10 protein-coding genes are annotated in these 13,441 nt (G+C 66.1%); 8 read left to right on the forward strand and 2 right to left on the reverse strand.

The genetic code is table 11. The features are described 5' to 3' along the window. The first annotated feature begins 3 nt into the window (after nucleotides 1-3). From BRSPCE3_RS19755 to BRSPCE3_RS19770, 4 genes are all read left to right on the forward strand, one after another. A complete protein-coding gene (locus tag BRSPCE3_RS19755; protein ID WP_244067752.1) occupies nucleotides 4-1,284 on the forward strand; it encodes an O-antigen ligase in 1,281 nt (426 codons plus the stop codon). Between the two features lie 99 nt (nucleotides 1,285-1,383). Then, nucleotides 1,384-3,297, forward strand: coding sequence for a nucleoside-diphosphate sugar epimerase/dehydratase (locus BRSPCE3_RS19760; RefSeq protein ID WP_244067753.1), 1,914 nt, complete (start codon nucleotides 1,384-1,386; stop codon nucleotides 3,295-3,297). A 49-nt stretch (nucleotides 3,298-3,346) separates the two neighbouring features. After that, entirely contained in the window at nucleotides 3,347-4,561 is a 1,215-nt protein-coding gene (locus BRSPCE3_RS19765; protein WP_244067754.1) for a glycosyltransferase family 4 protein, read from the forward strand. Then, a complete protein-coding gene (locus BRSPCE3_RS19770; protein ID WP_244067755.1) occupies nucleotides 4,558-5,499 on the forward strand; it encodes an NAD-dependent epimerase/dehydratase family protein in 942 nt (313 codons plus the stop codon). The genes BRSPCE3_RS19765 and BRSPCE3_RS19770 overlap by 4 nt, the downstream gene beginning before the upstream one ends. 10 nt (nucleotides 5,500-5,509) lie before the next feature. Here BRSPCE3_RS19770 and BRSPCE3_RS19775 read toward each other — a convergent pair whose 3' ends face one another. Together BRSPCE3_RS19775 and BRSPCE3_RS19780 are read right to left on the reverse strand one after the other, a co-directional pair. Next, complete coding sequence (locus BRSPCE3_RS19775; protein WP_244067756.1) at nucleotides 5,510-6,520, reverse strand: glycosyl transferase; 1,011 nt, start codon at nucleotides 6,518-6,520, stop codon at nucleotides 5,510-5,512. A 28-nt stretch (nucleotides 6,521-6,548) separates the two neighbouring features. Next, nucleotides 6,549-7,517 (reverse strand): lysylphosphatidylglycerol synthase transmembrane domain-containing protein, encoded by a 969-nt coding sequence (locus tag BRSPCE3_RS19780; RefSeq protein WP_244067757.1) that lies wholly within the window; start codon nucleotides 7,515-7,517, stop codon nucleotides 6,549-6,551. 344 nt (nucleotides 7,518-7,861) lie between these two features. On the opposite strand from BRSPCE3_RS19780, the gene BRSPCE3_RS19785 reads away from it, so the two are divergent. The 4 genes from BRSPCE3_RS19785 to murJ all read left to right on the forward strand — a co-directional run bounded on the left by BRSPCE3_RS19785 (nucleotide 7,862) and on the right by murJ (nucleotide 13,314). After that, on the forward strand, nucleotides 7,862-9,274 hold the full coding sequence (locus BRSPCE3_RS19785) for a mannose-1-phosphate guanylyltransferase/mannose-6-phosphate isomerase (protein WP_244067758.1): 1,413 nt from the start codon (nucleotides 7,862-7,864) through the stop codon (nucleotides 9,272-9,274). 248 nt (nucleotides 9,275-9,522) lie between these two features. Next, nucleotides 9,523-10,539 (forward strand): Gfo/Idh/MocA family protein, encoded by a 1,017-nt coding sequence (locus BRSPCE3_RS19790; protein WP_244067759.1) that lies wholly within the window; start codon nucleotides 9,523-9,525, stop codon nucleotides 10,537-10,539. 51 nt (nucleotides 10,540-10,590) lie between these two features. Further along, the gene (locus BRSPCE3_RS19795) at nucleotides 10,591-11,742 is read left to right on the forward strand and encodes a DegT/DnrJ/EryC1/StrS aminotransferase family protein (RefSeq protein WP_244067760.1); all 1,152 of its coding nucleotides are present in this window, start codon (nucleotides 10,591-10,593) and stop codon (nucleotides 11,740-11,742) included. Nucleotides 11,743-11,784: 42 nt separating this feature from the next. Beyond that, entirely contained in the window at nucleotides 11,785-13,314 is a 1,530-nt protein-coding gene (murJ, locus tag BRSPCE3_RS19800) for a murein biosynthesis integral membrane protein MurJ (protein WP_244067761.1), read from the forward strand. Nucleotides 13,315-13,441 lie beyond the last annotated feature (127 nt).

Here is a 13,441-nt window from a genome sequence, read left to right on the forward strand (position 1 = left end):
AGCATGGCATCCCCGGCAGGCGCCGCGGCGTGCCCGGCCTGGCGCGATCCGGCGCGCTGGCACACCACGACCGACGTGGTCGCGGTGCTGATTGCGCTGTCGCTGCCATGGTCGACCTCGCTGGTCGGCATCTTCGGCGTGGTGCTGCTGATCGCGATCGCGCCGACGGTCGATCTGAAGGCGTTCTGGGCGCTGCTGAAGCGGCCGATCTGCGTGGCGCCGATCGCGCTGTTCTGCCTCGCGCTCGTCGGCACGCTGTGGTCGGACGCCGCATGGGGCGCGCGCCTCTACGCGGTGGGGCCGACCGCAAAGCTCCTGGTGCTTCCGGTCCTGCTCTATCATTTTCAGCGCTCGTCCCGCGGGACCTGGGTGTTCGTCGCCTTCCTGGTGTCGTGCACGCTGCTGATGCTGATGTCGTGGCTGGTGCTGGCCTATCCCCACCTCGCGCTGCGGGCGCCCGCCCCGGGCGAGCAGGGCGTCTTCGTCAAGAACTACATCGACCAGAGCCAGGAATTCACCTTGTGCGCGGTCGCGCTGGCCTATCCGATCGTGATGCTGCTGCGGGCCAAACGCATTTGGTCAGCTCTTCTGCTGATCGCGGTTGCGCTCAGCCTGTTCGCCAACATGGCGCTGGTGGTGGTGTCGCGGACTGCGCTGGTGACGGTTCCGATTATGTTCGCGGTGTTTGCGCTGCTGCATCTGCGCTGGCGCAGCATCGTGCTGATCCTGTGCGCGACCGCCGCGTTCTCCGTGGTGGCGTGGTATGGATCGTCGCCACTGCGCCGGACCGCCGAGTCGTTCCAGCGCGACTACCAGCTCTATATGGAGCGCAACGAGCCGACCTCGCTCGGCTTACGGCTCGAATTCTGGCGAAAGTCGCTCGGCTTCTTTGCCGAGGCCCCGGTGATCGGCCATGGCACCGGCGCGACGCGCGGCCTGTTCGAGCGCGTCGCAACCGGCGGAATGACCCAGGCCTCCGGCGAGGTGATCGGAAACCCGCACAATCAAACGTTGAACGTCGCCGTGCAGTGGGGCATTGTGGGTGTGGCGATCCTGTACGCGATGTGGTTATTGCACCTCTTGCTGTTCCGCGGCGACGGTCTCGTCAACTGGATCGGACTTCTCGTCGTGGTACAGAATATTACGAGTTCGTTATTTAATTCACACATCTTCGACTTTCACGAAGGCTGGATGTATGTGCTGGGTGTCGGGGTCGCGGGGGGCATGGTTCTGAAGGAGCGATCCGGGGTTGATATGGAACCCGAACCGCCCGTCCGTCCATGATCGCTGGCAAGGCCACTGCAGATACGCTATCAGCCTGCCATGTCTCATCACGAACATGTCTCATCGCGAACACCCAGTTGCCGGCAACCTGTCCGTTAGATGACGCGTCTTTCACAATTCACCCTGCGCAACTTCCTGATTCTGCTGCATGACGCGCTGGCGACGACGTTTGCGTTGCTGGCGAGCTTCTATCTGCGCTTCGAGGGCAGCCTGCTCACCGACCGGCTGCCGCATTTGCTGCGCATCCTGCCCTGGTTCGTGCTGTTCAGCGTCGTCGTCAGCTACCTCTCCAATCTGACCACGGCGAAGTGGCGCTTCACCTCTCTGCCCGATGCCGTGAACATCTTGCGGGTCTCGGCAGTGCTGACGCTGGCACTCGTCGTGCTGGACTATGTCTACTTCTTCACCGGGGCGAATTCGCTGAGTCCGGTGTTCCTCGGCCGGGTCACCATCATCCTGTTCTTCTTCCTCGAGGTGTTCGCGCTGAGCGCGTTGCGGCTCGGCTATCGCTATTTCCGTTATTCGCGCACGCGCCTCCATGCCCGGTCCGACAATGCCGCGCCCGCGCTGCTGGTCGGACGCACGGCCGACGCCGAAGTGGTGCTGCGCGGCATCGAGAACGGCGCCATCAAGCGGCTGTGGCCGGTCGGTGTGCTCTCGCCGTCGGATGCGGATCGCGGCCAGATGATCCGCAACATTCCGGTGGTCGGCGGGGTCGACGATATCGAGACGGTGATTCGTGATTTCGAAAGCCGGCAGAAGCCGATCAAGCGCGTGGTGATGATGCCGTCGGCGTTCGAGCCGGAGGCGCATCCGGAGAGCGTGCTGATGCGCGCCAAGCGGCTCGGGTTGATCGTCAGCCGGCTGCCATCGCTGGAGGGCGGCGATGCGCCACGGCTCACCAATGTCGCGGTCGAGGACCTGCTGCTGCGCCCGAGCCAGAAGATCGACTACGCGCGGCTCGAGGCGCTGGTAAAAGGCAAGTCGGTGATCGTGACCGGCGGCGGCGGCTCGATCGGCGCGGAAATCTGCGACCGGGTCGCGACCTTCGGCGCGGCACGCCTGCTGGTCGTGGAGAATTCGGAGCCGGCGCTCTATGCGGTCACCGAGGCGCTGTCGGCGCGCGACACCGGCGCCGAGATCGAGGGCCGGATCGCCGACATCAGGGATCGCGAGCGCATCACGCGCCTGATGAGCGAGTTCAAGCCCGACATCGTGTTCCATGCCGCGGCGCTCAAGCATGTGCCGATCCTGGAGCGTGACTGGAGCGAGGGCGTCAAGACCAACATCTTTGGTTCGGTGAACGTCGCCGACGCCGCGCGCGCCGCGGGCGCCAGCGCCATGGTGATGATCTCGACCGACAAGGCGATCGAGCCGGTGTCGATGCTCGGCCTGACCAAGCGCTTCGCCGAGATGTACTGCCAGGCACTGGACCACGACCTGATGACCGAGGCCAGGGGCAGGCCGCATATGCGGTTGATCTCGGTGCGCTTCGGCAACGTATTGGCGTCCAACGGATCGGTGGTGCCGAAGTTCAAGGCCCAGATCGAGGCCGGTGGACCGATCACGGTGACCCATCCGGACATGGTTCGCTACTTCATGACGATCCGCGAAGCCTGCGATCTCGTGATCACCGCGGCGACGCACGCGATGACGCCGGCGCGGCCCGACGTCTCGGTCTACGTGCTGAACATGGGCCAGCCGGTGAAGATCGTCGATCTCGCCGAGCGGATGATCCGCCTGTCGGGCCTGCAACCCGGCGCCGACGTCGAGATCGTGTTCAGCGGCATCCGCCCCGGCGAGCGGCTCAACGAGATCCTGTTCGCGAGCCAGGAGCCGACGCTCGAGATCGGCGTCGCCGGCGTCATGGCGGCCAAGCCGAACCAGCCCCCGATGTCGACGCTGCGCAAGTGGCTTGCGGCGCTGGAGGATGCGATCGAGAGAGATGACCGCGTGACGATCCGCGCCGTGCTTCAGGACGCCGTGCCCGAGTTCGGGTCGAATGCCGCCTGACTCGCGCCGTCCTGCGGACGATGCGGCAGGGCCGCTTCGAAAGCCATTGATGCCTCGTTCCCGAAAAGTCGTGGTCGTCAGCCAGCACTATCCGCCGGACCACAGCACGACCGCCGCGATCATGTCCGCGATCGCCGAACGGATCGCGCAGGAGGCGGAGGTGGTGGTGGTCTCCGGCATGCCGGGCTCGGCGCGGGCGCCCGCGGCCGGGCGACCGGCCGTCGTCGAGATCAGGAACTGGCTGCCGGGCAAGGCGGCGCTGATCAAGCGCGCGCTGGCGGAAGCGCTGTTCACCGCTCGGATCTTCTTTGCGCTGCTGTCGCGGCTGCAACGGGGCGACGTGGCGCTGACGGTGACCGCGCCGTTCGCGCTGCCTTATGCGGTCGCCGCCGCGGCACGCTTGAAGGGGGCGAAGTCGGCGCTGATCCTGCACGATTTGTTTCCCGACGTGCTGGTCATGGCCGGACTGCTGCGGCCAGGCTCGCTGGTCACGCGGGCGATGCGCGCGATCAACGCGCTGATGTTCCGCGCCCTGAACGCCGTCATCGTGATCGGCCGCGATGCCGAGAAGCTGCTGCTGCGCTATGGCGGCATGACCCAGGACAAGATCAGGTTCATTCCGAACTGGGCCACGCTCAGCCCTGGCAATCGTCCGGTCAGCCCCGACAATCCGTTTCGCAAGGCGATCGCCGCCCGCTTCGTCGTCGGCCTGTCCGGCAATCTCGGCTTCACCCACGATCCGGACATCGTGTTCCAGGCCGCGCGGCTGTTGCGCGACGAGCGCGATATCCATTTCCTGCTGTCGGGGTGGGGCATGGGCTTCGCGCGGCTGAAGGAGATGCAGGCCACGGCGCAGCTCGCCAACGTCACGCTGGTCGACCGCGTCGCCGACGGCGAGCTGGACGCGCTGCTGTCCAGCGCCGACGTCTGGCTCATTCCCTACCGCAAGGACGTCGCCGGCGTGTCGGTGCCGAGCCGGTTCTACAATCTGCTGGCGGCAGGCCGGCCCGTCATCCTGGTTTCCGAGCCCGAGGCTGAGGCCGCGCTCACCGTCAGCGAGAACCGGCTGGGCTGGGTCGTCACGCCGGGAAGGCCCGATCAACTCGCCGACGCGATCCGGCTGGCGTCGCGCGCGCCGGACGCTGCGATGGCCGAACGCGCCGTTGCGACCGCGCGAACCTTCAGTCCCGAGCGGGCGCTTTCGAGCTATGCCGCGCTGGTCCGGGAGCTGCTATCCAATCGCGATGTGGAGCGGACCGCATGACTGATGGCCGCCGGACGGTTCTGGTGACGGGTGCCAGCGGCTTTGTCGGCCGTCATGTGGTGCCGGAGCTTGCGCGCAACGGCTGGGTGGTCCGACGCGCGGTGCGAACCCCACCGCGGGACGCGAACGACGTGATGATCGATTCGCTCAGTCCCGCCACTAATTGGCGTGCCGCGCTCGACGGCGTGGATGCGGTCGTTCACCTCGCGGCCCGCGTTCACCAGCAGTCCGACGAAGACGCGATCGAGCTCTACCGCAACGTCAATATCGAGGGCACGCTGCATCTGGCGCGGTCCGCGGCCGCCGCGGGCATCCGGGATTTCATCTTCGTCAGCACGATCCTGGTGCACGGGCGCAGCAATTACGGGCGTCCGCCGTTTCGCGAGGACGATGTTCTGACCCCTCGCGGGCTCTATGGAAACTCCAAGGCGGCCGCCGAGGTCGGCTTGAAGGAAATCGTGCCGGGCAGCGGCATGCGGGTGACCATCGTCAGGCCGCCGCTGATCTACGGCGCCGGTGCCAAGGGCAACTTCGCCTTGCTCAAGCGTGCGGTGATCAAGCGCCTGCCGCTTCCGCTCGCCCATGTGAAGAATCGCCGCGCCTTCCTGTCGGCGGAAAACCTTGCGTCGTTCATCCTGCACCGGCTGTCGAAACCGGGAGATGATTTCGACGTGTTTCTGGTGGCCGACCGCGAGCAGGTCTCGACGCGGGAATTCGTCGAGCGCCTTGCCCGCGCCGCCGAAACCTCGCCGCGCCTGTTCTGGCTGCCGCCATCGCTGCTGAAGCTGTCGCTCACGATGGGCGGCCGCAAGGAAGCCTATGACAGCCTGTTCGCTTCCCTCGAACTTGATCTTTCCAAGGTCGCAAGCACAGGATGGCAGCAGCCGATCAGCCTCGATGAAGGGCTGCGGCGCGCGCTCAGCCGAGCTGATGTCTGACGGGACCTGATCAGAGCGGCCGCGAGAACCGCCGCAGCTGCCAGGTGACGGCGAGCGCGCCGGCCAGCAGCAGGCTAATGTCCGCGGTGAGGGAATTGAGCGCGACCGAGGCGAATGCGAGCAGCGCCAGCACCAGGTTCAGCGCAAACACCTCGCCGACGACGCGCCATACCGAAAAGCCGTTGTCGGTCGCGCGCTGATAGAAGTGCGAGCGATGCGCGGCCCAGAACGGCTCGCGCCGGGCCATGCGGCGAAACAGCGTGACCGTTGCATCCGTCAGATAGTACAGCGGCAGCAGCAGCGCGGCAGCGAACTGCTGGTGCAAAGCGAGCTCGAGCAGGCACCAGCCGAGCAGTAGCCCGATCGGCAGGCTGCCGACATCGCCCAAGAATATCTTCGCAACCGGCCGGTTGAACGGCGCGAAGCCGAGCAAGGCTCCGCACAGCGCCGCCGCGACCAGCGCGGCCGCAGCCGGAACATGGCCGAAACAGCCAAGCAGGGCGACCGCCACCGTGATCGGCACGGCCTCGGCCGCCGTCATCAGGTCGAGCCCATCCATGAAGTTGACGAGGTTCACGAACCAGAGGCCGGCAAACAGCAACAGGCCGCGTTCGAGCCAGACCGGGCAGGCCGGCACCAGCCTGAGATCACCAGGTGCCGCGAACACGACAGCCGCAACGGCGGCACCTTGCAGCAGCAGCCGCGGGACGACGGGCAGGGAACGGATGTCGTCGGCAAAGCCCACCACCGCGATGAACAGGCAGGCCGCGAACACGACGAAGGGGATGGTCAGGTCCGGCGAGCCGGCCAGCACGATGACGAGCCCGCCGGCGAGCAGCGTGGCTGCGATGACCGCGATGCCGGCGCCCTGCGGCGTCGGAATGCGGTGTGACGAGCGCGCATTCGGCTTCGCCAGCGCCACACGCAGCAGCAATGGCCGCGTCAGCTGGATCAGGACAGCCGAGATGGATGCGGCCAGAACCGCTGCGATCAACGACAGGAGGATCTCGAAAGCGTTCATTCTGGTGCGGCTACTGCGATCCCGGGACTCACGACTGTGATCCCGGGACTTCGATCGGCGCGGCGCCCTTGGCGGCCTTTTCCGGGCTCAGGATCCAGACCAGGCCGCCAAACACGCCCACCACGAACGACACCGCGCCGAACAACAGCGAGATGTTGACGCCCTCATTCGCGATCAATCCGGCATAGCCGAAGGCCAGCGCCATCGTGGCTTCGCGCACGCCCCAGCCTGCGATCGAGATCGGCATCATCGTGATCAGCATCACCGGCGGCAGCAACTGGAAGATCTCGCCGAAGGTGACCGGGGCGGTGATCGACTTCACCACGCACCAGGCGATCACGACGGTCACCACGTGAATGGCGATCGAAAGCGTCGCGACCCGCAATCCGCGCTCGCGGCTGAACAGCACCCGGTTCGCGATCACAGCACAGGCATGGATGTGATGCGTCGCCCACCATTGCTTCAGCCACGGCCATGGCAGCACGCCGATCAGCAGGAAGCCGAATCCGGCGCCGAGCGCGGCGAGGTCGAGCAGCAGCAATGCCGTCCAGCCGTGGGAATCGGAAATCAGTCGGTAGCTCCAGGGCAGGGTGGCGGCGATCACGACGGCCAACGCGATCAGTCCGACCGCGCGGTCGACGAAGATCGAATAGGTGGCCGCGCGCCAGCCCGCGCCGGCGCGGGCGACCAGCCAGAGCCGCACCGCGTCGCCGCCGATCGAGGACGGCAGTGTCTGGTTGAAGAAGGTGCCGATGACGTTGAAGCGCATCGCCTGCCGGGTCTCCAGCGGCGCGCCGCACTCCACGCTGATCTCGCGCCAGCGCAGCACCCCGAGGAAGATCTGCAGGAACGTGACCGCGATCGCGAGGCCGAGCCAGCCCAGGCTCCCGATCTGGATGCGGGCGGCAAGGTCGTACAGATTGACCTTGCGCAGCGACAGATAGAGCAGCGCAGCCGAGATCAGGATCTTGACGGTCGAAAGCAGGATTTGACGCATTTCCGTTCGCGCTGCCAGGTTTTCAGAATGTGTCAAAAACAGCGCAAAACGCTCTCGCGCGCCCAAATTCGCCGCCTTGGTATGGTTTCCGCACCAATCTGGCAATACCCGTACTGGTCCCTATTGCGGCAGGTGCGAAGGGATGGCTAAAGAGGCCGGAACCGGGGGCAGTGAGCCACTCATTGGGGGTTTACGATACCGGTAAAATCCGACCAGCCGCGTGGGGGCGCGTGATACTGCTTGGATAGTGCTTCCCAGGTAACAGGGCTGCCGGCAGCGGCAGCCCCGACCAATTGGTGTGCCGTCCGATACGACCGGACTGCGCGACAGGACTTGAGGCATCGATGGATCGACGAATTATTCCCCTGATCATGTGCGGTGGCGCGGGCACGCGGCTTTGGCCGGCGTCACGCGAGGTGCATCCGAAGCAATTCCTGTCGCTGTTCGGGGCGCGCTCGACCTTCCAGGAGACATTGCTGCGGGTTTCGGACCCGGCCTTGTTCGAGCGTCCCATCGTGATCACCAACGAGGCCTATCGCTTCATGGTGCTGGAGCAGCTCGCCGAGATCGGCCGCGAAGCCGATGTGCTGCTGGAGCCGATGCGCCGCGACTCAGGGCCCGCGATCGCGGCCGGAGCGGCATTCGCGCAGACCCGGGACAGCGAAGCGATCTTGCTGGCGCTCGCCGCCGACCATCTGGTGCGCGATACGCCGGCCTTTGTTGCCGCATGTCGCGGCGGACTGGTGGCCGCCGAAGCCGGCCGCATCGTGACGTTCGGCGTCAAGCCGGAGCGGCCCGCCACCGAATATGGCTACATCAACCTGGGTGAGGTGGTCGCCGGCGAGGTGCGCGCGGTGGCCAAGTTCGTCGAGAAGCCGGACGCCGCGACGGCAGCAGGCTATATCGACGCGGGTTATCTCTGGAACAGCGGCAACTTCATGTTCCGCGCCAGCGTGCTGCTCGACGAATATCGCAATGTCGATGCCGACAGCGTTGCCTCGGTGGAGCAGTCGGTTGCGTCGGCAGCGCACGATCTCGGCTTCGTCAAGCTCGATGCCGCGGCGTTCGGCGCGGCACAGGCGATCTCGATCGATTATGCGGTCATGGAGAAGACGTCCCGTGCGGCGGTGGTGCCGGTGGCCTGCGGCTGGTCCGACATCGGCTCGTGGCGCCAGGTCTGGGAGCTCTCCGACAAGGACAGCCTCGGCAACGCGGCGCGCGGCACCGCGGTGTTCGAGGACTCCCGCAACTGCAACGTCTCGTCCGACCGGGCGCTGGTTGCGCTCGAAGGCGTCGACGACCTCGTCGTGGTCGCGACCCAGGACGCCGTGCTGGTGTCACGCCAGAAGGACGCCAACGGGCTGAAACGGCTGGTCGCGAAATTGAAGGTGGCGGCGCCCGAGGTGACCGAGAACCACATCAAGGTGCATCGTCCCTGGGGCTCCTACCAGTCGGTCGACAATGGCGACCGTCACCAGGTCAAGCGCATCATCGTCAAGCCGGGCGGGCGGCTGTCGTTGCAGAAGCACCATCACCGCTCCGAGCACTGGATCGTGGTGCGCGGGACCGCGCAGGTCACCGTCAACGAGCTGGTCAAGACGGTGCACGAGAACGAATCGATCTACATCCCGATCGGCGCGGTGCACCGGCTGGAGAATCCCGGCAAGATTCAGCTCGAGCTGATCGAGGTGCAGACTGGCAGCTATCTCGGCGAGGACGACATCATTCGCATCGAGGACGACTATCAGCGCACCTGAGGCGAACCGGTTCCCGCGCTCAAAATCGAGTCGCGGGCGATGTAACTCTTTGAATCAAAACGTGTCCGGATTTCGTGGTTGGCATTCGCCACATTTGTGACGCCGTGCTATAGCGGCTGCCAACGAAGCGGGGTGATTTGCGCCAAAGGCGCGGATCGGGACGAGGGGTCTTGGTACTGATTGCCTCGGAGCCGGGTGGCTTCAGAGCAGCCGGGACAACCGCCAGAACGTTACTTGGGGTCTACGATATGAATGCAAAAGTGTCCGCAGCCGGCGCGAAGGCCGATATCGGCCGCGCATTGCGCGTCGGCGTGATCGGCGCCGGCGTGATGGGCAGCAACCATGCCCGCGTGCTGGCTGGATTGCCCGGCGTGGTGTTGATCGGCATCGTCGATCCGCTGCCGGAGCACCGCACGCGCGCGATCGACCTGGTCGGTTGCCGCGCCTTCGAGAGCCTCGATCAGCTGCTGGCCGAGGGTGTCGATGCGGTGACGATCGCAGCTCCCACCCACCTGCATCACGAGATCGCGCTCGCCTGCATCGCGCGCAACATCCACATCCTGGTCGAGAAGCCGGTTGCATCCACGGTCGAAGAGGGCCGCGAGATCGTCGCCGCCGCCGAGCGGGCCGGCGTCACGCTGATGGTCGGCCATGTCGAACGTTTCAATCCGGCGGTCGCCGCGATCAAGCAGGCGATCTCGGGTGAGGACATCCTGTCGATCGGCATCACCCGGGTCGGCCCGTTCCCGCCGCGGATGTCCAATGTCGGCGTCGTGATCGATCTCGCCGTGCACGACATCGACCTGATCCGCTGGTTCACCGAGTCCGATATCGTCGAGGTGCAGCCGCAGCTCTCGAGCGCGGTCGCCGAGCGCGAGGACATCGCGCTGCTCCAGTTCCGCACTGCGTCCGGGGTGCTCGCCCACATCAACACCAACTGGCTGACGCCGTTCAAGGCGCGCAACGTCACGGTCGCGACCCGCGGCAAATACGTGATGGGCGACCTGCTGACGCGCCAGGTCACCGAATGCTTCGGCTTCAAGCCGGACGGCAGCTACTCGATGCGTCATCTGCCGGTCGGCCACGACGAGCCGCTGCGCGCTGAACTGATCGCGTTCCTCGATGCCGTACGCAGCGGCAAGCTGCCGGCGGTGTCCGGCGACGAAGGCGTGGCCAGCCTCGAGATCGCGATCCGCTGCCTGGAATCGCCGGCCAGGCCCGCCGCCTCGACGATGCGCAAGGGACCGCGGCGCGTCGCAGGCTGATTGCCATTCACTGGCTGATTGTCATTCATTCAACATCTGCAAAGAGCTTCCATGAACCAGCATATGCAGCTTGAGCCCATTCCCTTCATCGATATCGCCGCGCAGCGCCGGCGGCTCGGCAAGTCGGTCGATGACGCGGTCGCGCGTGTGCTCGACCATTGCCAGTTCATCAACGGCCCCGAAGTCATCGCGCTGGAGAAGGCGCTGGCGGACTACACCGGCGCCAAGCATGTGGTGAGCTGCGCCAGCGGCACCGACGCGCTGCTGATGGTCCTGATGGCGAAGAATGTCGGGCCGGGCGATGCGGTGCTGTGCCCGACCTTCACCTTCTGCGCGACCGGCGAGGTCGTGACGCTGACCGGCGCGACGCCGGTGTTCGTCGACGTCGACGAGGAGACCTTCAACATCGACGTCAATTCGCTGAAGCGCGGCATTGCGACGGCGCGCGCGCGCGGGCTGAAGCCGGTCGCCGTGATCCCGGTCGATCTGTTCGGCCAGAGCGCCGATCATGACGCGATCACCGCGGTCGCCGACGCCGAGGGCCTGTTCGTGCTCGATGACGCCGCGCAGGGCTTCGGCGCAACCTACAAGAACCGCAGGCTCGGCACCTTCGGGCTCGCCACCGGGACCAGCTTCTTCCCGGCCAAGCCGCTCGGCTGTTTCGGCGACGGCGGCGCGATCTTCACCGACGACGAGGAGCTGGCGCGCACGCTGCGCAGCATCCGCGTGCACGGCCAGGGCTCGGACAAGTACGATAACGTGCGGCTCGGCCTCACGGCGCGGCTCGACACCATGCAGGCGGCGATCCTGCTCGAGAAACTGAAGATCTTCGACGACGAGATCGCCGCGCGCAACAAGGTGGCGGAACGTTACTCGCGCGCGCTGGGCAACCTCGTCGCGGTGCCGCGCGTCGCTCCCGGCTGCACCTCGGTGTGGGCGCAGTACACCATCCGTCTATCCGAGGGCATCGATCGCGATGCCTTTGCGGCAGCCCTGAAGGCGCAGGGCGTTCCGACCATGATCTACTATCCCAAGTCGGTGCACCAGCAGACGGCCTACAGCCACTATCCGGTTGCCGATGGCGGCCTGCCGGTCAGCGAGCGGCTGTCGAAGGACGTCATCGCCCTGCCGATGCACCCTTATTTGGATGAGGCGGCGCAGGACCGCGTCATCACGGCTGTGCGCAGCGCTCTTTCGGCCTGACACGCCATTTTGATGTAGGGTGATGATGCGCTAGAAGCAGCCATGCTTGGGCGCATCTTCACCGTCGGCGGCTATACCCTGCTATCGCGGGGCACCGGGTTCGCGCGCGACATCATGCTCGCGGCGATCCTCGGTGCCGGGCCGGTCGCCGACGCCTTCTTCGTGGCGCTGCGGCTGCCCAATCATTTCCGCGCGATCTTTGCCGAAGGCGCCTTCAACGCCGCCTTCGTCCCGGCCTATGCCCATGTCCATGGCGAGCGCGGCGAGGCGTCGGCGCGGCTGTTCGCCGACCGCATCTTCACGCTGCTGTTCGCCTCGCAGGTGATCCTGCTGGTGGTGGCGATGGCGTTCATGCCGCAGGCCATGAGCATCCTCGCGCCGGGCTTCACCGAGGACGCCGCGCAGCGCAAGCTCGCGATCGAGCTGACCCGGATCACCTTTCCCTATCTGCTGCTGATCACGCTGGTGACGCTCTATGGCGGCATGCTCAACGTGATGCATCGCTTCGCCAGTGCCGCCGCGGCGCCGATCTTCCTCAACCTCGCGATGATGATGACGCTGGCGCTCGCGGCGTTCTTCCCGAGCGCCGGCCACGCCGCGGCCTGGGGCGTCCTGATCTCGGGCTTCCTGCAGTTCTTCCTGCTCGCCGGCGACCTCGCGCGCCACGGCGGCCTGCCGCGATTCGCGCCGTTGAAGCTCGACGAGGATGTCCGCGTCTTCTTCCGCGCGCTGGGGCCGGCGACGCTGGGCTCGATGGGGACGCAGGTCGCGCTGTTCGCCGACACCATCATCGCGACCTTCCTTCCCGCCGGCGCGTTGTCGGCGCTGTATTATGCCGACCGGCTCAATCAGCTGCCGATCGGCGTGATCGGGATCGCGATCGGCACCGTGCTGCTGCCGGAGATGTCGCGGCGCCTGTCCGCCGACGATCACACCGGCGCGATGGCTGCGCAGCGCCGCGCCTTCGATTTCACGCTGCTGTTCTCGGTGCCGTTCGTGGCGGCGTTCCTGACCGTCGCCGATCCGATCATGCGCGCGATGTTTGCCCGCGGCGCGTTCTCGAAGGCCGATGCCGCCAGCGCCGGCGCCACGCTTGCGGCCTATGCCGTGGGCCTCATCCCCTTCGTGATGATCCGCAGCGCGGTCGCGACCTTCTACGCCCGCAAGGACACCGCAACGCCGGTGAAGGCGGCGTTGACCGGGGTTGCGGTCAATGTCGCGCTGAAGATCGCGCTGGTCGGCACGCTGGCGCAGGTGGGCCTGGCGCTCGCCACCGCGGTCGGTGCCTGGGTCAATCTGCTGCTGGTGCTGCTGTTTGCCGTCCGCCGCGGCTATCTCGTACTCGACCGCGCCCTGATTCGCTCGTTCGGCACCTTCGCGCTGTGCGGGGTGCTGCTCGCGCTCGCGCTGTGGCTGACCTCGCATTTCGCTTACGTGTGGTTCGCCCCGATGCAGCACTTCCGCGACGAGATGATCCTGCTGCTGCTGATTGCGGTCGGCGTCTTCGTCTACGCCTTGCTGATCCTGACGCTGTTCGGCCGCGGCTGGCTGTTCGCGCTGCGCCGCGTATAGTTTTACCTGTCAAATCAAATGCATAGGAGCGAGTCGTGTGATCGCGCCGCGGGCTGCGTAAAGCGGTTTGCGCTTCGCCGACAACCACGCCAATATGCGCAAAACACACCAAGGCAATTGGAGAGAC

Origin of the sequence: Bradyrhizobium sp. Ce-3 (assembly GCF_022835695.1) — a bacterium.
In the GTDB taxonomy this organism is placed as follows: domain Bacteria; phylum Pseudomonadota; class Alphaproteobacteria; order Rhizobiales; family Xanthobacteraceae; genus Bradyrhizobium.